This is a genomic window from Aquimarina amphilecti (genome assembly GCF_900109375.1).
GTDB lineage: Bacteria > Bacteroidota > Bacteroidia > Flavobacteriales > Flavobacteriaceae > Aquimarina > Aquimarina amphilecti.
On the sequence record NZ_FOAB01000004.1, the window covers coordinates 468,856 to 490,211 of the forward strand.

Here is a 21,356-nt window from a genome sequence, read left to right on the forward strand (position 1 = left end):
TCATACAAAACTTGTCAATAATACGATGAAAAAACATGAGAATTAAGTTTAAGCAACCATACATTTCGATATCAAAATTTGATTCCATTGAAGTTAATGACTTTTCTATTTTAACGGGGAAAAATGGTTCCGGTAAAACTCATTTATTAAATGCAATTAAGCATGGTAATGTTGAAATAGAAGGGATTGATAAATCTGAAATCGTTTATTATAACTACAACGACTTTACTGTATTCGCTGGTAATCTCCAACAAAATCCTCAATTTCAGAATCGTTCTAATCTATGGAATACTGAAAAACAAAATTTTTTAAAAAAAATACAAGAATACAAGAATAAAGCTATTCAGTTTGGTATTCAAAATAGAACCCCTGCTGATCAAATAATTTTTAGTTTTTCTCAACAACCCAACTTTAATTTTGACGAGTTATTTGGCAACAAAAATGACTTTGAATTACTAGAACAATGTAAAAAAGAACAAAACATTCTTAATGCAATTAGACTAAAAGAAAAATTATTTTCCCCTCAATTTTTTCAATTTGTTTCTCAGTACTTAAATCAAGGAAAAGTTAGCGCTCGGGATATTAAATTCGAAATACTCCAAGAAAGATTTGTAGATATACAAGATTCTGTAGTCAAGCAATTGGTATTAAACTTTATTAAACAGCCAAATTTTAATTTTGAACAATACTTCGGTAATGAAAAAGATTTTGAATTACTTGACGAATGTAAAACAGAGCAAAATATTCTTGGTAAAATAGAATCAAAACAACAATCATTTACTCCTCAATTCTATCAATTTGCACATCAATATTTAAATGGAACAAGAGGTAATATTGATGATTTTACCTATGAAAAGCTTAAACTAGTTTTCATTGAATTACAAGACTCTCTTGATGACTATCTTAACGAAGAAAATGAAGGTTTGTTTAAATTCCTAAACAACACGGTTCAAGATAAAAGTATTTTCAATCTTAATGCTAACGACTTTGAGTCTCCTAATTTCTTTCTTGAAGATATTGCAAATGAAGAAAAAGAATATCAATTAAAGAAAACACAGAATAGTCTTAATAAAATACAGTCTACTGAATATAATAAGAAAGTTACATTTCTAGAAGCAGAAGAATTTATTCAAAAACATGGTTTATCTCCTGTTGAACAAATAAATAATGTTTTATTAGAATATGATTGTAATGGATATTTTTTACATACAAACCCCAATCAACAATTTCTGGGAATTGACAGGAAGAACATTAAAGTTCATATCAGTTTGATTCACAAGGAGAAGGTGTATACTACTAATTTTGACCAACTTTCATCTGGTGAAAAAACTCTAATTGCTCTTTCCCTTTTTATATACAAGACAAGGAAAAATAAAGTTGTACCAAGAGTCTTATTGTTAGACGAGGTTGATTCATCTCTTCACCCCTCAATGATAAGTAGATTATTGAACGTTTTAGAAAATTTATTTATTGAAGAACAAGGATTTAAAGTTATAATGGCTACTCATTCACCTACTACTGTAGCGTTAAGTCCAGAAGATTCAATTTATATCATCGAAAAGAACGGTTCACAAATAATTAGGAAAGAAATAAAATCAAATGCTATAAATATACTAACAGAAGGAATAGCTACAATGAATGATGAAGACACTCATGTAGGAATCAATTATAATATTACGCGTACTGCATTACCAGTTTTATTTACAGAAGGCATAACAGATAAAATAATACTTGAAACTGCTTGGACTAAGCTGTTTGAAAATGTAATGCCTTTTTTCATTCAAGATTGCTTTGATGCATCTTTTCTTGGCAATCTATTTAGACGAGCAGAAGATACCCAAGATGGAATATTTTCTAATTATCCTGACAAAACATTTATTGCGATGTTTGATTTTGACCAAGAAGGTTATAACGTCTGGAATGGTTTAAAAAAGAAGTATTCTATAATTGAAGAAAACCCAAGGAAAGCATTAACTATAAAACATAATACTAAAAATGCATTTGCTATTTTGTTACCTGTTCCAGAAAATGAGAGTATTATAAAGCAAGTTATAAAAACAGGAAATGAAACTTATAAAAATGAATCTATTCTTCCTATTGAATTGTTATTTTATGGAATTGATGCATTAAAACATTATTTCAAAAAAGAACAGATTAGAGGTGGAGGTGAAATTGTTGTGTTTAAAGGCAAAAAAAGAGATTTCGCAGCTGGTTTAAGCACTTTGAACAAAGAAGATTTTAAAAACTTACTTCCAATATTTGAGAAAGTAAATGAAATAATAAGTACGAACGCACAACAATTTGTATAGTGCATATGCTCCCTTCGGGAAGCAAACGCACCATACAAGAAACGTTATGCGCAAAAAGAACAAACCAATATGAATCATACAACATCCCCTCGCTACCGCTAGTCTGTGACTAGTGGCGATACTCGTTAGAAAACATGACCAAGAGTCTTAGATCTTGTTTGGTACGCTTTTTATAAATGATATACCTAAAGTTGCTTTAGCAGTAGCTGAAGTATTTAATATACCAAAAACAACTACGTATACAACTGATGTAATTACTTTTGATTTTATACGTTTATGCTATAAAGATGTAAACTTATAAGAGGGTGATATACATATCCAATCGGTACCTTTTGTAAACGATGTATCTTAACTAACGTATACCAAAAACCAAAAAATAAATTCATATAGATATGAAAACGTCCCAAATAATGAGTCTTTTAAAAAAAATAGCTGTCTTCATACTCCTTTTAACCTGTAATGCAGGACTATTTGGTCAATCTGTGACGTATAATCCATCTACAGAAATTATTGCAAATCCCGAGAGAGGTTTACAAAAATATTCTATAACAGCTAGTGAGTATGCAACAACACCAAACTACAGTAATCTTTCTGTTGCAACTTTAAACAATTGGAAAACAAGTGCTGATAAAGTAACGGTTGTATACCGTTATTTTTTGTTGGATGCATTCTTAGATTCGGATATTAATACCACCTTTTTAGAGAATATTCAGACTGATTTTGATAATGTTAGAACTGCAGGCCTTAAAATCATTGTAAGATTTTCATACTCTAATGCGCAAGGAACTACAGCCCAACAGCCCGTTAAATCTCAAATAGTAACCCATATTTCTCAACTCTCTTCAATACTAAACAGTAATAAAGATGTTATTTTTTCGCTTCAAGCTGGTTTTATTGGTACTTGGGGAGAATGGTACTATACCAACTCTACAGAATTTGGTACCGATGGTAGCATTTCTGAAGCACAATGGGAAAATCGTAAAGAAGTAGTAGATGCAATGCTAGCAGCAACACCTATAGAAATCCCTATTCAGGTTAGATATGCTGGTATTAAAACTACTATGTATGGTGATACCCAACTAAATGAGCAAACGGCGTATCAAAACACAGAGAATGCTAGAATTGGGTTTTATAATGATGCGTTCCTAAACGATTATGGCGACCAAGGAACGTACAATGTATCTTCTCAATGCCAAAATCCAGTAGGCACAGCAGAGTATAATTATATTTCTAATGAAACCCAGTATCTACCTATGACAGGAGAAACAAATGGATTAAATACTTGTGATGGAGGTTCGAGAACTAATGGTTCTAATGCACTAAATGAATTGAATTTAACCAACTGGACAACCATAAACAGAGATTACTATACACCTTTTTGGACACAAGCAATTAATTCGGGACATTATGATGATATTGTAAAAAGTATTGGATATAGATTCGTTTTAAATTCATCATCATTAACATCTAACAATAGTGATTTTGACTTAACGATAGACATCTCTAATGTTGGGTTTGCAAGACCTTTTAAAGAGAGAAATGTATATTTAATTTTAAAAAATACGGCGTCGAATGAAATTACAAAAGTATTGATTGATACCGATATTAGGACGTGGGAGTCTTCTGTTACAATCACTCAAAATTTTGACTTGGGACTCACAGGAACCTTTCAATTATATCTCTGGATGCCTGATATCCAAACTACCTTAGAATCAAATTCGGATTATAGTATACAATTTGCAAATCAAAATACTTGGGAGCCTGGAACAGGATATAACAATTTATCGCAAACAGTATCTTTAAATAATGTACTTAGTGTTGATGATTATGCGTTTGAAGATAATTTTTCTTTTTACCCAAACCCGTCATCAGATATTATTACTATAAAATTAAAAGAATCTGATAGTGAAGAGATTCAATTGTATAATGTCAATGGACAATTAATTAAAAAGGTTGTAGTCTCTAATGATGCTACGGTAGATATATCAGACTTATCAAATGGATTGTATTTTATACGATTAAATGGAAATATTTCTTCTAGTATTGAATTTATAAAGCAATAATTTTTAAAAACGAACCCTCACTGCCATTAGTTTGTGACTATTGGTGATACTTGTATGATATGGTAATGAGTAATAGAGATATTGTCTGCTATAATTTATAAAAACATAATCGAAATGAAACTTTGCAAAACAACATGTATAATTCATAACTAGTACTTGGTTACTTCAGAAAAATCTCATAGATTTCTTATTCGGTTAGTAGTTTACTAAATTAGTTATTGAAACACACAACAAACAATATAAAAAACACATTACCGACAAGAGTCAAAAACCTAAATTGATGAGTGAATACAAGGGGATATTGGATCACATAGACAGATATGTCGAATTATCAGATAGTGAAATAGAGGAATTTATTTCGATATTAAAAACCACTAGGGTAAAAAAAAGGCAATTTATTGTTCAACCAGGGTTTGTGTCTGAATATCGAAACTATATTGTAGAAGGCGCGGTTAGAGTTTTCTATTTAGATGATCAAGGAAAAGAACATACGGTAATCATAGCAATAGAAGATTATTTTTTTACAGACTTTTATAGTTATATACATAGAACTCCTGCAGAATATTATGCAGAGGCACTTGAGGACTCTATAATCCTACAAATGAAGTATGAAGATGTGGAGAAGCTTTGTAGTAGAATACATGCTTTATCTCAATATTTTAGATTATTTACAGAAAGGTCTATGGCCTATTCTTATAAAAGAACTATTTCTAATATTAGTAAAACTACAGAAGAACGATATTGGGAATATGTTAATAAATACCCAGAAATTGCAAACAGAGTACCACAGTACGTATTGGCATCATACTTAGGCATTTCTCCAGAATCAATAAGTAGAATTCGCTCACGATCATAAATAAATTGATATAAATCAATTTTACTTCTTGATATAGGTCAAGCTATTTTCTTAATACATATCATATTTGTTTAGTCAACTATGGCGCAACTTTGTCTTGTCAATAATTGACAGATACTAGTTTACGTTTTATGAGGCGTTAGTTCTATAAAACGAAACTGTATTCTTTTTAAAAATAAAAAAAGTAAATATTTTTATTATGAAAGCAGTAGTGTATAAGGAACGAGCAAAAATTGAGGTCGTAGATATACCAAAGCCACAATTATTAAAAGATGATGATGTTATTGTACGTATTACACTTGCAGGTGTTTGTGGTGCAGATTTAGAATTTACCCAAAATGGGCCAGAAATGGGTTTGTTTAAAGGGATGCGAATAGGCCACGAATTTGTTGGTATCGTAGACCAAGTAGGTAAAGATATTCATTCATTAAAAGTTGGAGATCGTGTCATAGCTTCGGCTATGTTTATTGACGGAGATTGTTATTATTGCAAGCGGGATTTACCTTCGGCATGTGACCATGGAGGCTTATTTGGAACTCCATTATTTGCAGAACATGGGGGAGATGATATTCAGGGAGGTCAAGCCGAATTTATACGTGTTCCTTACGGTAATTCTTCATTATTTAAACTTCCAGAAGGGTTAACTGGTGATGAACACGATACAAAAGTTCTTCCATTAGGAGATAATTTTGCTACCGGTTATCATGGAGCATTAAATGCGAATATCAAAACAGGAGAAACTGTAGTCGTGATTGGTGATGGTGCAGTAGGTTTAAGCGCAGTAATGGCCGCTACATTATTCGGTCCATCTACTATTATTTTGGTAGGGCGTCACGATAGTCGATTAGAATTAGCAAAAACGATAGGAGCGACCCATATAGTGAACTCAAAAAATGAAGATCCTGTAGCATTTGTAAAATCACTTACAGATGGGCGAGGTGCAAATTCTATAATCGATTCTGTGGGTAATAAAACGGCAATTGCACAAGGTATGGAAATGACTCAGGCAGGTGCGTCTATAAGTGTACTAGGGTTTGGACATCTTTATGAACCCGTAGAACAACCCTATTCTTCAGCTTTGTTTAGAAATATAACCATTCATACTGGTGTTGTAAATGTAGCCGCATATATAGAAAAATTACTTCCTATAGTAGAAAGAGGAGTTATTGACCCTAGCAAGATTTTTACCGATATTTTACCGCTATCAGAAGCAGAAAAAGGGTATGACTTAATGCGTGATCGTTCTTCTGGAACGCTTAAAGTTGCATTACGCCCATAACATTTTCGAATTAGAAATTTAAAATAATTTATCATGAAAAAAATATTTTTCGTATTCACCTTAATCACAATATTTATGACACAAGTACAAGCACAAAATAACGATCTACAATTGATTGAAAAAACGATTAATTATTACCTTGACGGAATGACTACACACAATGCATCGTCTTTTGAAAAGGCATTCCATCCCAATGCTACCATGAAGTGGGTAGAAAAAAAATATGAGGATGTAAATGCTATTGAAGCGTTAAGCGAATATGTCAACGCAAATGATCCTATAAAAACAAAAACGAGCATTATGGCCATAAATATAGCAGGAGATGCAGCCAACGCTCAGTTAGAACTAGAGTATGATACTTTTTCTTACATTGATTTTATGCATCTACTAAAAATTGATGGGAATTGGAAGATTGTTAGCAAAACCTATTCTACAAAAGTGAAGAGTACTAAGGAATAGAAAAAATAAGAATAGACCTAGGTGAAATTTTTACAGATATAATTATGAATACGTATTTACTTCCAGTTCTTGCCATTGTTATCGGTGTTATTATTGCTTTTGTAACCAAAAAACAAAAATCAATAGGTACTAAACTCTTATTATCATTTAGTGGTGCATTTTTATTAGCATTAACACTTTTTGATTTATTGCCAGAGATGTATCATGGCTTAGGTGCCAAGCAAACCGGACTTTTTATCATGTGCGGTATCTTACTGCAAATTATTTTAGAATTTTTATCTAAAGGTATAGAACATGGTCATGTACAAACACATAAAGAAGATAAAGAATTTCCCTGGGTACTATTTATAAGCCTTTGTATTCATAGTTTTTTAGAAGGGTTTCCTATTCATCATCACAATGATATGATATATGGTGTATTAATTCATAAAATCCCGATAGCGACATTAATAACTATCTTTTTATTACAATCTAGGTATAGCAAAGTGCAAATTATTAGTTTCTTAATCATATTTACGACAATGACACCTTTGGGTACCTATATATCTAATAATATGATCTTAGCTACTGAATATGTAGATTTTGTTAATGCTATAGTGGTCGGTATATTCTTACATATTGCTACAACTATTTTGTTTGAAACTGGCGAAGGTCACACCTTTAACTTATCCAAGCTGGTAGTGATATGTTTTGGTGTCTTCATCGCTAATTTGATCTAAAAGCTCTCAAGAGAAATGGTAAAGTAGTTATGGCAATAGTTCTATAATTATGCTTAGAAAATATATTTTACATTCTCATAAAATCTATGGATATCTATTTTGGAAATTATATATTTAACTGATAGTATATTAGTTGTAAACGAACGACAACTGAATTCTTTAACTCAATTTATTGTCACGATGATCTTTTAGAGATTCATTAGAATATTTTATTCTAAAAATTTTGCAACAAGTGATATAACAAGGCAGTTAATTATAAAAGAAAAATGGGGTTATAGATGAGTCCATATTAAAAAATAGAATGCACTTAATTTTCAGACAAGTTGAATGAAACTACATTAAATTTGGTAGTTATTACCAGTGGAGTTTTAGGATGTTTCATATGCCTATCACTGGTAACTACGTCTTTTTATAAGAGTCGTGCAAACAACTATCTCTCGCTATCATTATTTTTACTAATTAATCTAACTTTTTTAGGGAGTTGGTCTGATAAGGAAAATCCTATTTTAGATTTTTTGGGCCTTATTATGTTAGAGTATCTCGTTGCTGTCACTCTATTTATATATTTTCTTATTCAAATCGAGCACAAGTATCTAAAAGAAAAATGGTTTAAGTGGTTGTATGCTCCATTCATTTGCTCTTTTATTATAGAAATTATTCTTCATCTAGACACTGTTTTTCATCTATATGATTCTGATTTTGCAGTTGTTGTAGACTATATCAAGCTCTCCACTGTGTTTAGTTATAATCTGTTTTTAATTTTTTGGAGTAGGTATTTAGTAACAAAATCGAACACGATCTCAAAAGAAAAAAAACGTTGGTTACTACGATTAAACTTTTTCATCACCAGTATTATCGTATGTTGGCTTTTGGCCAATATAGAGATAACTATTTTTGAGTCGGAGTATAGTGCTAATCTCCTGAGAATTCTATTATCAATTTTGTCTTGGTGGATATTGTATTATGGCGTATTCAAACTGCAAGTAATTGTTCAAAAAGATGAAATACACCAATATTTATCCTCTAAGAAAGAAAGCAATACGAAATCAAAAAGGATAATAAATGAAACCACCGTTTCTAAAATTGTTACCCAACTATATACCTTAATGGAAGAGGAGCAATTATTTAAAGATCCTTTTTTAAGCAGGTACGATTTAGCAATTCGATTAGAAACAAATGAAGGCTATTTATCACAGATTATAAACGATGAAACCAATAAAAGTGTTGTTCAGTTTGTAAATGAATACCGAGTGAAAGCGGCTAAAAATATATTACATAATCCAGTATTTAATAAATACTCCGTAGAAGCTATTGGGATGGAGGTAGGTTTTAAATCTAAAAGTGCTTTTTACAAAACGTTTAATTCTAGTCTAGGAATGTCTCCAGGAGCCTATAGAAAGCTTAAAAAAACGTCCTAATTCGTGTAAATCCTTTGTTTTAGTACTTCACCAACCTCAAAATTAGCTTTTTGCTTTCTTTTGAAATTTACTTTTACACGAATAAATCAAAAAACGTAAATTTATGAAGAAAGTAGTATTGATAACAGTTATAATAGTTTTAGCATTATCTAAAGTTAATGCCCAAGACTTTAACTTAGGAGTAAAAGGAGGTCTTAATTTTGCAACACTTACAGGAGCGAATAACTCTGAAATCGGCTGGACAACAGATTTTAATCTGGGAGTTATGGCTGAAATTAAGATTTCAGACAAATTCTCTTTGCAACCAGAATTAATGTATTCCGGACAAGGATATGGTTCAAGTGTGAATTCTGAGGGTACTATAGCACTCAACTATTTAAATATTCCATTTATGTCAAAATATTATGTGACTAAAAGATTGAATTTAGAAGCAGGACCTCAAATAGGTTTTTTACTTTCTACTAAAGGAGGTACTCAAGATTATAAAGATCAGTTTAGAACCATGGATTTTGGAGTGAATTTTGGTGTAGGCTATAAACTGGATAACGGGCTTTATTTTAGCGCAAGATATAATCTAGGATTATCTAATATAAATGATATAGATGGTATTTCAGACAAAAATAGAAATGGAGTATTTCAGCTATCTATTGGCTATTTCTTTTTCTAAAATAATAGTTGTACAAAGAAAAACCTGAGTTATAAAAACTTAGGTTTTTCTTTATCCAATTGAAGAATTTAATCAAATAACACATTTCTATAATTTATAGTACGATTTGGTTCATAAAACGTCCTAATTCGTAAAACTGTTTTATTTCAGTACTTCTCCAACCTCAATAGTAGCTTTTAGTTCCGTTTTGAGATCTACATTCGCAGTAGTAAATCAAAAAACAGAAAATTATGAAAAAAGTTAATACAATCATATTACTTCTAATGCTATCATTTTCATTAGTGAGTTTTAGTTGTACAAATATTAATAAACCAAAAGACATACCTGTAACTACTGTTAGTAATCTAAAACAATATGTTGGAGATTATATGTATGAAGAAATGGGAATTATAATAAATATTTATACCAAAGAGAAAGAAAATGACACGAAGCTTTATTTTAATTCACTCTTTGAAGGAGAAAGTGAATTAATTGCATCTGGAGAACACAAATTTGCTTTTAGAGCAGAAGAAGAAATTAAAGTAGAATTTAAGAAGGTAGAAAATGGTGTTTTTAATGAATTTACTCTAATACAACCAGACGAAACGTTTAAAGCGATTCGTATGGAAATTGATGATCTAAATACCATAGATAAAAAACTTACCGAAAGAGATTTCTCAGGAGTTATTTTAATCGCTCAAAATGACAGCATCATATTTAATAAGGCATATGGGAGAAAAAATAGTCAAGACAATGGGCTAAATGACGTAAATACAGTTTTTGATATTTGTTCTATTACAAAACAATTTACAGGTGCAGGGATACTAAAATTATCCATGCAAAATAAGCTGGCTACTACTGATAAACTATCAAAATACTTTGATGCTGTTCCTAACGACAAAAAAAACATAACCATTCATCAATTACTCACACATTCTTCGGGTTTAACAGCTGGGATAGGAGGTGATTACGATACTATTACAGAAGAGGAATTTCTACGCCAAGTATTTAGTAGTGAACTGATAAGTCCAGTTGGGACAGCATTTAATTATTCTAATATGGGATATAGCTTACTCGCATTAATAATTGAAAAAGCTAGCGGAATGGATTATGAAACCTTTTTGAATGAAGAAATTTTTAAACCTTCGAAAATGTACCATACTGGCTATGTAATTCCTGATTGGAAAAATAATGAAATTGCTAATGGTTATGTAGATAGTACTGAAGCTAAAAAACCTAATGAAGAGAATTGGAGTGACAATGGTCCGTATCTCAATCTCAAAGGAAATGGAGGTATTCTAACAAGGGCGAGTGACTTACTGCTCTGGAGTCAAGCAATACGTGACCGTACAATACTTGATGAAGCAACAACATCTAAATATCTTCATCCTCATTTTGAATACAATGGTGGACGGGCTCACTATGGCTATGGTTGGGGAATTGTAAATAAAGATTTAGAGGACGAAATAGTTCGTCACGCTGGTGGGAGTGACTTGTTTAGTTCAGACCTATGGATGTATCCTAAAAAAGAAATTACAATAATTATTCTTAGTAATAAATCAGATCTACGTGTCTTTTCCATAGCAAAAAGAATATCAAATTTTTTACTAGCGGAGTAAAAGCACTATACCTAAAACTCTTCCCTATAAAACAGAGTAATTAATACAAAAAAACTAAAATGAAGAGAATAAATGCAATCGTATTGTTTCTAGTAGGATCATTAATATCAGTAAGCTTTAGTTATATAACTAATAACGAGCACGAAGTAATGATAACCAGACACGACAAAGATGAAGTCGAGTTTCTCAAACTTGCCAAGAAATTTGAAAAATATATGTGTCTTTTAAATCTACCAGATTGTGAAGGCACCATTATAGCGGATCAATGGGTGTTATCTGCAGCTCATTGCGCTGTAGGAATTACGCAAAAATTCGAAAACGGAAGAAAACATTTTGTGATCATAGAGGATGTCGAAATTGAAGTAGATAAGGTTATTATGTATAAGGACTGGAATAATCCACAAGCCGATAATTCTTCATTAAAAGATATTGCATTATTACATTTAAAAACAAAACCTATTGATGCGATGCAAGCTAAATTATATGTTGATGAAGACGAAGTAGACAAGCTCGTGTACATGGTTGGAAGAGGAAATAAAGGTGATGGACTCATTGGAATAAACGGTAACGATGGAAAACAAAGAGGTGCTACCAATAGAATTGAAACAGCAACTAAAAATTGGTTGACATGGACATTTGATCATCCAGATACCCAAACAAAATATCTTACAGAATTTGAAGGCATTAGCGGTCCAGGTGATAGTGGCGGACCTGCTTTTATTGTAAAGAACAATACCGTTTACTTGGCAGGGATTAGCTCATGGCAAGATACAAAAGGAGGAGACGAAGGACTTTATGGTGTGGTAGAAAACTATACAAGAGTATCGCAGTATATACAATGGATTAATGAAGAAATGACAGGAAAGGGCAACGTTTCTGAAGCGATATTAAGAGTAGAGCCGAAGCCTGATGCTACTGTTTATGAACCAAAGATCATATCTGTAAATGCAAGTACTTTAAAACAATATGTTGGTGAGTATGAAATATCAGGAAATATAATGAAGGTGTATACAAAAGAGAATGATACTAAGATTTATCTTTTCGTATCAGAAGGTCAAGAATATGAATTTGTTCCAACTGGAGAACACGAGTTTTCTTCTGAAATATTAGAAGATTATAAATTAGAATTCAAAAACGAAAAAAATGGCGTTTTTAGGAAATTAATTATAATACAACCGGATGTAACGTATGAATTGACTCGTAGATAAAAAGGAAAATAATTAAAAAAATAAAAAATGCATCAATACAAATTATCTTTAAAATTTTTCTTGATTTTATTAGTACTATCCAATGTTTGCTGGTCTCAAAATTTAATTTTGAAGGGAATAGTCAAGGGAGCTAATAATGAAAAATTAGCATATGTAAATATTGGAATTAAAAATAAAAATATAGGAACCATATCTGATGAAAATGGTCATTTTAGTATTAGAATACATGAAGAAAATCAATCTGATAGTTTATCTTTTTCCTTTTTAGGCTATAAACAACGTACAATTAAAGTTTCTGATGTTGTTGAAAAAAGCATCAGAGAATTTGTTCTTGATCAGAAATTGGTGTCTTTAGATGAAGTCACAATCATTTCAAAAAAAACAAAAGAAAAAAAGTTAGGAACTACATCGTACGTTAGTTTCGTTGTAGGTGATGTTCGGGCCGATAATAATCAGAATAATAATATTCAAGAATTTGCTAAAAAACTCAAAATAAAAAAACCTTCAAGGCTTTTAGATGTGAGTATTGCACTCTCTAATGTAAATATCGATGCTGCAAAATTTAGAATAAATTTTTACAACATAAAAGATAATCTTCCTTTTGAGAAAATAGGTGCTAGTAATATCATTATTGAAAAACAGATAATAAATGGCTGGAATACATTCGATTTGAAAAAATTTGATTTGAAATTTGAAAACCCCGTCTTTATTGCAATAGAATATTTACCTCTGGAATATAATGAACAAGCACCATTTAATTATAATGGGCAATTATTAGGAAAGGCAGTTGGGCGTTCATCAAGTGTAGGCAATTGGAATGTAACAAAAGGTGCTAAGATATCCATGTACGTAACAGTGCGGCAATAAGTGAAAGAATTATTGCCGGCAACTTGTGTAATTGATTGCTAGAATACTGGTTAATTTCCTACTATTGCTGAATTGATATTACTAAGAAATTCGATAAAAGAGTGATAGATATTGTTTGGTATGATTGTTTTATAAAAAATGTCTCCAAAGTTGCGAGTTACACTAGTCATAGATTAGCGACAGCTTAGAAGTAAAACTTTCAAAACGAGAGGCGTAACAAATCATCTTCATAATCGTCTTACAAGAAACTAACCAATTAATATGATTTCAATGAAAAAAGATGCTAGAGTTTCTGGTTTACTATATATTCTTATGATTATATGTGGAATGTTTAGTCTTGTATACATTCCGTCAAAGCTTTATGCCTTAGACAATGCCCTCGAAACTCATAACAATATCACTACAAATGAATTGCTATTCAAAATAGGAATATTGAGTGATTTGTGTATGATTACTATTTTTATCTTTTTATCACTTTCTCTATACAAATTGCTCAAGCAAGTCAATAATAAAGCAGCAATTATAATGGTTGTTTTAGTTTTAGTAAGTGTTGCATTTTCATATATTAACTTAATACCTAAACTTGATATCATTTCTTTGATTAATAATAAAGTAGGAATTAACACTACAGATATACAGGCTGAAAAACTTTTAATACTTCTTAGATCGCATTATAACGGGTTTAGCATTGTTCAAATATTTTGGGGTCTTTGGTTACTTCCATTTGGTTATTTAGTTTTAAAATCTGGCTTTATTCCTAAAATTTTTGGAATTCTACTCATAGTTGGATGTTTCGGTTACTTGACAGATTTTTTAGGATATTTTCTTTATCCAGATTCCTATGGAAAAACAATAATTCCAACAATAGCAAGTCTTCCTCATGCATTAGGCGAAATTGGAATTGGTTTGTGGCTTTTAATTATCGGAGTTAAGAAAAAATCAAGTTAAATATTTATCTGGTTCTCCTGCTACAGCTAGTTTACGATAAGTAGCAATACTCATAAGAAAATATAGAAAAGGGTAACCGATCTTGTTTGATCGGGATTTTATGCTATTTTTAAAGCTAAATAAACTATGGAGAGTAGTTGGTAATCAATTATAATGAAAACATAAATATACTCCAGAGTTGTACTTGATTATAGAAATGATAGAAAAGCTTATTAAATACCAAAATGATTCTGAAAAGAACTTTGAAGAAAAGAAAAATATTTCAACAATTGTAAACTATATTTTTGCTCTTATTATTTTCTTTTCTTCAACAATAGTCTCAGCATTTACCTTTCCTTTTAGATTCTTATATAAGAAAATATTCTTGAAGAAAAATAAATCTAAAATCATTCATCTCAATGGTAAAAATATAGATTCAGTTTTGAAAGAGGAAAAACTAGTTTTAATCGATTTTTGGGCTGAGTGGTGTGGTCCATGTTTGATGATGAACGCTACTATAGAAAAATTCGCAAATGAATCAAAGAATATACAAATCGCTAAAGTTAATGCCGATTTAAACAGAAAATTGTTAGATAGATTTCAAATTAGAGGTTTGCCTCAGTTCATTTTATTAAAAAATGGAAAAGAAATTAAAAGATATGCAGGTGCAATGACAGTTTTTGATCTAAATAAATTTTGTAGTGAAACGGATTAATGCGCTACAGCTAACATCATTTTGTTACTAGTGGATAACTATTATATTTTTTTGTAGGGTAAGATTGTTTTAAATTATCTAATGGAGGTTTGTAATATTTGTTAGTCCCTAACTAGTAAAAAAGGATATTATTTTGTGGTAAAAATATCCAAGAAAAATAATGAATTCTATTATAAATGAATAATTGGAGGGAATATTTAATAGCATTACTAGCAAACATACTAACTGGATTTCTATTGAGTATAAATTGCGAAGGCGAAAGATGTTTGATCATTATTCTAGCTTTTTCTTACTGTGTAATAGCTGCAATCTCCTATTTACCTTATTTGTTTTATAAACCCTTTAAAGAAATAAATAATGAAAAAATTCTTGCCTTTTTCTTCCCTAGTTTATTAATGTTTATTGCTATTTTTTTATGGTTAAAATTTGGATCAAACATGTCGTTAGGTTCACATAATATTTTATCAATAGGTTTAGCGATATTGCCTAATACAATTTTACAATTGATTCTATTTTTGGTTACTATAAAAAAACGTAATGCTAACCGATCTACTAAGTAAGGCTAAAGTTTTACAATATCATTCTGTTTTTTTAAATAACGGATAGAAAAAATATTGAGTTTTCTAATAGTAAATCTTATATACTACTCCATTGTAACACATTACTAATTCCGGATACTAATAATTTATAATAATCTACAAGGAATCATCCATGAAATTATTGACGCAAGAATATAAAGAACATTGGAATACGGTAAGCAAATTAATATTTAGAGCACTATTTACATATTTTGCTCTCTATATACTTCTAATGTTATTAAATCCACTTTTTGAAGTACCATTTAGATGGATTGGTAAAGAAGTTTTTAAAGTAAACTACGAATATGAGGTAAGTGGTAATGGTAGTGGAGATCACACTTTTGCATATTTGACATTATTTGTAACTGTAGTTTTAACATTAATAACCGTTGTTATTTGGAGCATTTTAGATCGAAACCGTAAGAGTTACAATATGCTTTTTTATTGGTTTTTAGTATTTCTACGTATTGTTTTAGTAGCTGTAATGCTTCTTTACGGCTTTGTTAAGGTTTTTAAACTTCAGTTTCCATCAGCTTCATTGACTCATTTGCTCGACCCTTTAGGTGATTTTTCGCCAATGGGATTAGCGTGGACTTATATGGGGTTTTCAAAAGGTTTTAATGTATTTGTTGGTTTTATGGAAGTACTTGGTGGTTTGTTATTAATTCCTAGACGAACACAAACACTTGGCTCATTTATAATTATTGGAGTAATGACGCAAGTGGCCATGATGAATTTTTGTTATGACATTCCTGTGAAATTATTTTCGATTCATTTGGTGTTAATGGCTCTGGTGATTTTTATAACTGACGATAGGTTTTTAAAAGTATTTATTAAAAATAAAGCAGTAGATGTATTTACTTATTATCACCCTGTTAAAAACAACAAATATCATAAAGTCATATTTTGGATAAAATCCATTGGTTTATTTATTCTTGTTAGTTTAATTTCATTTAATTTTTATACCACAGAAAGTCATAGAGGAAACAATAGAGAAAAGCCATTACTCTATGGTATATGGGAGGCTTCATCTTTTATTAAAAATGGAGATACATTACAACCATTAATTACAGATAATTATAGATGGCGTTATCTTATTGTGGACTTAAAAGATAAGGCAACTGTAAAAACAATGGATGATCTAAAATATCAATATAAGTTCATAACAGATTCGACATCTCAAAAAATAATGATACATAAAAAGGATTCGGAAACTGAACATTATAATTTCAGTTATAAAAACCCCAATTCAGAATTTCTTGAATTGGATGGAATTATAGACTCTGATACATTACATATTATATTTTCGAGAAAAGATCACGAGAAATTTAATTTGAACTCTCGCGGTTTTAACTGGATTAATGAGCGTCCTTACAATAGGTGAAACAGTCCTTTGAAGTTTTCAAAAACGTTCTTGATTTTTTGATTATTCGTATTAGAAGTAGAGAGAAATCGTATGTTGCTTTTGATTGTTTTCCATAAAATTATTGTAACAAATTTAATTTTGAATCTACATATTAGTAGGGATGAATCTAATTGTTTACATCTCACCGTAAGTAAATAGTTAAAAATATGTTAGAAGGAGAAAGTATTCGAGGAGTGATGTCAAGTTTACGTAATAATGAAACGTTACTGAGGCCTAAAGAACTATTAGAAAAAGAAAACTTAAAAGATACTGAAGGAAAATCAAGCTTAAAAAAAGCTTCCGAGGAAGAAATACAACAAATAGGAAAAAAAATAAGAAAGGAAAACCGAAAAGAAAAGAAAATACTAATTGGTATCGCAATACTCATAACAAGTGTTTTTACATATTTTACAATTAATGTAATCCGACAAAACACTGTAGATACAGAGAGTATAGAAATACTTAAATTCCAGGAAAAGGAAAAAGAGTTTTTAATACTTATTGAAAAAGGAGATGATTGGTTTGAAAAAGGAAAATGGTCTAATTCTGTTTTTTACTATGAACAAGCAAAAGAAGTTTTCCAAAAAAACTATGAAATTAATTACAGACTCGTTCGATCATATAGCTTTCAATGTGAAAGTGAATTTAAAAATTGCCACAAGGCTAAAGAGCTGTTAGATAAACTCTTTTTAATGTTTCCTGATAAAGAAAAAGAACTATTAGAAATCAAAGAGAAATTAGAATATGAATATTAAAGAATACCCATTAGCAACTTTCACTACAGTTAGTTTATAACCTTTAACCATACCCGTAATAAAGTATACGATCTAGTTATAGATCTAGTTTTATTTGATTTTAGAGTTTAAGTGTCTAAAGCAAAATGATATGCTAGTTCTAAACTATTGAGAGCAGTGATATCAAGGAAGGTACTAAGAAATGGACATATACAGAATAATTAAATCCTTTTTATATCTATTAGGAATATGTTTTACAATCTATTCGATTATTCAGCATGGAATAAGTAGTAGTCACACTCCTCCAACTGGGTTTGTAATACCCTTTTTCTTTGTTTTCATTGCTTTCTTTTTTTTGATTATTGATTTTTTAGCTAAAAAATATTTGAGAAATTATAATTTGCATATAAAAATAAATGTTCTTTCAATCTTAATTAATTTTATTATAATACTTTCAATTCTTTTAATAGCTTTATAATAAACTGTTTTACCAAGTTCGTATCTTTTTTACTTGTCAAGGCAACCATTTGATCTTAATATGCGTCTATTATATCATAAAGGAATCTAAAATAGATGTTACAATGGTCAGAACACGATATTTCATTTCATTCTTATTTCTAGTAACTAGTCTTAATATTGATGCGCAATCTATCCAAAGAATAGATGATTCAGTAATCCCTATCCCAGTTTTAGACGATAAAATTATGCATTTAAAAAATGCTGCAAATGTGCACGGTCTTACAATTGCAATAGTTACTAAAGACAGTGTTTTATTTCATAAAGCATACGGTTCCAGAAATTTAAAAGATAAGCAAGAACTAAAAACTTCACATAATTTTTATGCTGCTTCTCTTAGTAAACCACTTTTTGCATTTATAGTGATGAAATTAGTAGATGCAGAAAAGATTGATTTAGACAAACCTTTAGTAGAATATTTAGATAATCCTTTATACTCTTATGAATTTACTCACGGTTATGAAGGTTTTAAAGATTTAGAAACCGATAAAAGATATGAGAAAATAACCGCAAGAATGTGTTTGTCCCATACTACTGGGTTTCCAAACTGGAGATATATTACTAAATCGGGTATTGATATGGAAAACCCACTGGAGATCGAATTAGAACCAGGAACTTTTTATAGTTATTCAGGAGAAGGTATTCAATTGCTTCAGTTTGTTGTAGAACAAATCACTAAAACTAATCTAGAGCAACTTGCAGAAAAATACGTTTTTAAACCATTTAAGATGGATATGACAAGTTTTCTTTGGCAAGAAAGATTTGATATGAACTATGCGGTTGGTCACTACAAGAAAAGAAAAACCTTAAAACGAATAAAAAGAAATCAAGAATATGCCGCTGGTAGTATGGATACTACGCCAGAGGATTATACTAAGTTTATACAAGCAATGTTAGCCCAAAAGGGAATGAGCAAAGAAACGTATGAAGAGTTTTTTAAACCGCAAATAAGAATTGAGTCTAAGCAACAATTTGGTAAAAATCGATTGATAAAAACTACAGAAAATAATAACATCGAATTAAGCTATGCCTTGGGATTTGGAACTTACAAAACACCATTTGGGAAAGCAGTTTTTAAAGAAGGGCATATTCAGGGTTGGGAACATTATACCGTATTTTATCCATCACAGAATTTAGGAATTATAATCATGTCCAACAGTTCCAATGCCGAAAGTATTTTTAAAGAATTACTAGAAGTTGCGATAGGAGATACTTGGATGCCTTGGTATTGGGAGAACTTCGTACCCTATGATAAGTAATAGGTACTATGGATCAACTTGTTTATAGTCAATAAGAAAAAGCCAAAAACTAAATTAGTTTAATATTTGTAAACTGTGACAGGATTCATTTTTCTGATATTAATCTTTTAAATCGAACGCTATATGAATGACAATTTTGAAATACTTTTTAACTATGTACGACTGCTCGTAGATATCCCAAAAATTGATCAAGACTTATGTCGTAAATATTTTAAACCTTTTTCTGCTACAAAAGGGGAGATAATTGAATCCTCGGGAAAAGTACCTCAGTATCATAATTTCATTGTTTCGGGGTTTATGCGGAATTTTTATAGTAATGAGCTAGGTCAAGAAATTATTACGGATATTAATGATGGTCCTCGCTTTTTTACTTCATATAATCATTTTATGCATCGAACACCTTCAAACGAAAACCTGCAATGTATTACTGATTGCGAGTTATTGCGAATTAAACGAGATGATGTAGATATTACAGCGAAACTAGGAATCACCCAAATGGAATACACTGTACAGATCTTGCAACAACAGTTGGAAAAGAATAAACAACGAATCATTGACCATGCTACACTTTCTGCGGAGCAACGGTATGTAAAATTGCAAAAAGAATATCCTTCAATCATTCAAAACATTCCTCTAAAATATATTGCTTCGTATCTAGGAATTAACCCAGGGAGTCTAAGCCGCATACGTAATGAGTTGGTTAAATAGGGATTACCTTATATTTCTTCACAATTGTGAAGTAGTTTCTATCATATGATTTTTAGGTTTGTAGATCAATCAAAAAATCAATCATATGTCGTCTTCAATAATACTTTCAAAAGAGAAACCTCTAAAAATCCTCAAAACATTTGTAAACATTTGGTTTATTGTAGTAATAACTGGTCAATTCATATTTGCCTTATATATTTTAGGGCTTTATGCTATAAGTGGTCTTGCTGGTGATTTCGAAAGATGGAACGAAGCTAGCGGTCATGGGTATGTAGAAAATGATTTTCTGGGAAACATAATTTTTGGAGTACACATAGCTTTAGCCGCCATAATTACAATTGGAGGTCCACTGCAACTTATAAAAAAAGTACGCGCTAAGTTTCCTAAGTTTCATAGAATAAATGGTCGTATTTATATTAGTGCAGCTTTTTTGATTAGTATCGCTGGTTTATATCTAGCCTGGATCCGAAGTTCTGTAGGAGGATTAATGGGATCTATCTTTATCACGATAAATGGAGTATTTATTTTTATATGTGCTTTTAATACCATAAAATATGCTATTTCTAGAAAACTAAAGATACATCGAAAATGGGCAATTCGTTTATTCTTAGCTATGAGCGGAGTTTGGTTTTTTAGAGTGTTTTTAATGTTATGGCTTACTATTAATCAAGGTCCAGTAGGTTTTGATATGGAGTCTTTTCAAGGCCCTGCATTAAATATGCTATATGTTTTTAGTTATATCTTACCAGTACTATTTGCAAACTTTTACTTTAGAGCAAAAAAATCTAAATCGGTTAAAGGGAAATTTATGCTTTCCATTTTTATCGTACTACTTACGGGCTGTATTGCAATAGGGACGTTTTCTGCAACTATGGGGATGTGGTTACCACGTATTTGATTTATAGATCTTACAATCATTAATTTATAACTAAGGGAAATACTAACAATATAACATATAGTTGATTAAGAGTTTAAGATGTATTATAAAATGCAGTTCAATTAAAGACGAATTCGTATGCGAAACAAGATTTTTTCATACGAATTCGTTACTTTTAGGGTCATAACCTAAAG

The 21,356-nt window shown here is 30.5% G+C and carries 18 protein-coding genes; all 18 read left to right on the plus strand.

Annotation, left to right across the window (positions count from 1 at the left end; translation table 11 throughout):
• The first annotated feature begins 35 nt into the window (after nt 1-35).
• The 18 genes from BMY33_RS12710 to BMY33_RS12800 all read left to right on the plus strand — a co-directional run bounded on the left by BMY33_RS12710 (nt 36) and on the right by BMY33_RS12800 (nt 21,183).
• Complete coding sequence (locus BMY33_RS12710; RefSeq protein ID WP_091409031.1) at nt 36-2,309, plus strand: AAA family ATPase; 2,274 nt, start codon at nt 36-38, stop codon at nt 2,307-2,309.
• Nucleotides 2,310-2,719: 410 nt separating this feature from the next.
• Nucleotides 2,720-4,372: a T9SS type A sorting domain-containing protein gene (locus BMY33_RS12715; protein ID WP_170837070.1), complete on the plus strand. Its 1,653-nt coding sequence runs from the start codon at nt 2,720-2,722 to the stop codon at nt 4,370-4,372.
• A gap of 280 nt (nt 4,373-4,652) precedes the next feature.
• Nucleotides 4,653-5,228: a Crp/Fnr family transcriptional regulator gene (locus BMY33_RS12720; protein ID WP_091409040.1), complete on the plus strand. Its 576-nt coding sequence runs from the start codon at nt 4,653-4,655 to the stop codon at nt 5,226-5,228.
• Nucleotides 5,229-5,427: 199 nt separating this feature from the next.
• The gene (locus BMY33_RS12725; protein ID WP_091409045.1) at nt 5,428-6,507 is read left to right on the plus strand and encodes a zinc-dependent alcohol dehydrogenase; all 1,080 of its coding nucleotides are present in this window, start codon (nt 5,428-5,430) and stop codon (nt 6,505-6,507) included.
• A gap of 33 nt (nt 6,508-6,540) precedes the next feature.
• Nucleotides 6,541-6,966: a nuclear transport factor 2 family protein gene (locus BMY33_RS12730; protein ID WP_091409049.1), complete on the plus strand. Its 426-nt coding sequence runs from the start codon at nt 6,541-6,543 to the stop codon at nt 6,964-6,966.
• Nucleotides 6,967-7,010: 44 nt separating this feature from the next.
• On the plus strand, nt 7,011-7,685 hold the full coding sequence (locus BMY33_RS12735; protein ID WP_091409052.1) for a ZIP family metal transporter: 675 nt from the start codon (nt 7,011-7,013) through the stop codon (nt 7,683-7,685).
• Between the two features lie 323 nt (nt 7,686-8,008).
• The gene (locus BMY33_RS12740; RefSeq protein WP_091409057.1) at nt 8,009-9,103 is read left to right on the plus strand and encodes a helix-turn-helix domain-containing protein; all 1,095 of its coding nucleotides are present in this window, start codon (nt 8,009-8,011) and stop codon (nt 9,101-9,103) included.
• 103 nt (nt 9,104-9,206) lie between these two features.
• On the plus strand, nt 9,207-9,770 hold the full coding sequence (locus BMY33_RS12745; protein ID WP_091409060.1) for a porin family protein: 564 nt from the start codon (nt 9,207-9,209) through the stop codon (nt 9,768-9,770).
• 230 nt (nt 9,771-10,000) lie between these two features.
• Nucleotides 10,001-11,368: a serine hydrolase domain-containing protein gene (locus BMY33_RS12750; RefSeq protein WP_091409064.1), complete on the plus strand. Its 1,368-nt coding sequence runs from the start codon at nt 10,001-10,003 to the stop codon at nt 11,366-11,368.
• Between the two features lie 59 nt (nt 11,369-11,427).
• Nucleotides 11,428-12,576: a S1 family peptidase gene (locus BMY33_RS12755; RefSeq protein ID WP_091409067.1), complete on the plus strand. Its 1,149-nt coding sequence runs from the start codon at nt 11,428-11,430 to the stop codon at nt 12,574-12,576.
• Nucleotides 12,577-12,603: 27 nt separating this feature from the next.
• Nucleotides 12,604-13,443, plus strand: a complete 840-nt coding sequence (locus BMY33_RS12760) for a carboxypeptidase-like regulatory domain-containing protein (RefSeq protein ID WP_091409070.1) — start codon at nt 12,604-12,606, stop codon at nt 13,441-13,443.
• 270 nt (nt 13,444-13,713) lie between these two features.
• Nucleotides 13,714-14,391 carry a DUF4386 domain-containing protein gene (locus tag BMY33_RS12765; protein ID WP_211482391.1) on the plus strand — a complete coding sequence of 226 codons (678 nt, stop codon included), beginning with the start codon at nt 13,714-13,716 and terminating at the stop codon, nt 14,389-14,391.
• A 196-nt stretch (nt 14,392-14,587) separates the two neighbouring features.
• Complete coding sequence (locus tag BMY33_RS12770) at nt 14,588-15,085, plus strand: thioredoxin family protein (protein ID WP_139195649.1); 498 nt, start codon at nt 14,588-14,590, stop codon at nt 15,083-15,085.
• Nucleotides 15,086-15,796: 711 nt separating this feature from the next.
• Nucleotides 15,797-17,047: a DoxX family protein gene (locus tag BMY33_RS12780; RefSeq protein ID WP_091409074.1), complete on the plus strand. Its 1,251-nt coding sequence runs from the start codon at nt 15,797-15,799 to the stop codon at nt 17,045-17,047.
• Nucleotides 17,048-17,235: 188 nt separating this feature from the next.
• Nucleotides 17,236-17,823 (plus strand): hypothetical protein, encoded by a 588-nt coding sequence (locus BMY33_RS12785; protein WP_091409076.1) that lies wholly within the window; start codon nt 17,236-17,238, stop codon nt 17,821-17,823.
• Nucleotides 17,824-18,383: 560 nt separating this feature from the next.
• Complete coding sequence (locus tag BMY33_RS12790) at nt 18,384-19,577, plus strand: serine hydrolase domain-containing protein (protein WP_091409078.1); 1,194 nt, start codon at nt 18,384-18,386, stop codon at nt 19,575-19,577.
• 123 nt (nt 19,578-19,700) lie between these two features.
• Nucleotides 19,701-20,285: a Crp/Fnr family transcriptional regulator gene (locus tag BMY33_RS12795; RefSeq protein ID WP_091409081.1), complete on the plus strand. Its 585-nt coding sequence runs from the start codon at nt 19,701-19,703 to the stop codon at nt 20,283-20,285.
• An 85-nt stretch (nt 20,286-20,370) separates the two neighbouring features.
• A complete protein-coding gene (locus BMY33_RS12800) occupies nt 20,371-21,183 on the plus strand; it encodes a DUF2306 domain-containing protein (protein WP_091409084.1) in 813 nt (270 codons plus the stop codon).
• The last annotated feature ends 173 nt before the right edge of the window (nt 21,184-21,356 follow it).

Coding starts and splice junctions, on each gene's coding strand:
- BMY33_RS12735 (WP_091409052.1), top strand. CDS start 7,011: ATGAATACGTATTTACTTCCAGTTCTTGCCATTGTTATCGGTGTTATT.
- BMY33_RS12790 (WP_091409078.1), top strand. CDS start 18,384: ATGGTCAGAACACGATATTTCATTTCATTCTTATTTCTAGTAACTAGT.
- BMY33_RS12760 (WP_091409070.1), top strand. CDS start 12,604: ATGCATCAATACAAATTATCTTTAAAATTTTTCTTGATTTTATTAGTA.
- BMY33_RS12800 (WP_091409084.1), top strand. CDS start 20,371: ATGTCGTCTTCAATAATACTTTCAAAAGAGAAACCTCTAAAAATCCTC.
- BMY33_RS12730 (WP_091409049.1), top strand. CDS start 6,541: ATGAAAAAAATATTTTTCGTATTCACCTTAATCACAATATTTATGACA.
- BMY33_RS12720 (WP_091409040.1), top strand. CDS start 4,653: ATGAGTGAATACAAGGGGATATTGGATCACATAGACAGATATGTCGAA.
- BMY33_RS12795 (WP_091409081.1), top strand. CDS start 19,701: ATGAATGACAATTTTGAAATACTTTTTAACTATGTACGACTGCTCGTA.
- BMY33_RS12710 (WP_091409031.1), top strand. CDS start 36: ATGAGAATTAAGTTTAAGCAACCATACATTTCGATATCAAAATTTGAT.
- BMY33_RS12745 (WP_091409060.1), top strand. CDS start 9,207: ATGAAGAAAGTAGTATTGATAACAGTTATAATAGTTTTAGCATTATCT.
- BMY33_RS12750 (WP_091409064.1), top strand. CDS start 10,001: ATGAAAAAAGTTAATACAATCATATTACTTCTAATGCTATCATTTTCA.
- BMY33_RS12715 (WP_170837070.1), top strand. CDS start 2,720: ATGAGTCTTTTAAAAAAAATAGCTGTCTTCATACTCCTTTTAACCTGT.
- BMY33_RS12755 (WP_091409067.1), top strand. CDS start 11,428: ATGAAGAGAATAAATGCAATCGTATTGTTTCTAGTAGGATCATTAATA.
- BMY33_RS12725 (WP_091409045.1), top strand. CDS start 5,428: ATGAAAGCAGTAGTGTATAAGGAACGAGCAAAAATTGAGGTCGTAGAT.
- BMY33_RS12770 (WP_139195649.1), top strand. CDS start 14,588: ATGATAGAAAAGCTTATTAAATACCAAAATGATTCTGAAAAGAACTTT.
- BMY33_RS12785 (WP_091409076.1), top strand. CDS start 17,236: ATGTTAGAAGGAGAAAGTATTCGAGGAGTGATGTCAAGTTTACGTAAT.
- BMY33_RS12780 (WP_091409074.1), top strand. CDS start 15,797: ATGAAATTATTGACGCAAGAATATAAAGAACATTGGAATACGGTAAGC.
- BMY33_RS12765 (WP_211482391.1), top strand. CDS start 13,714: ATGAAAAAAGATGCTAGAGTTTCTGGTTTACTATATATTCTTATGATT.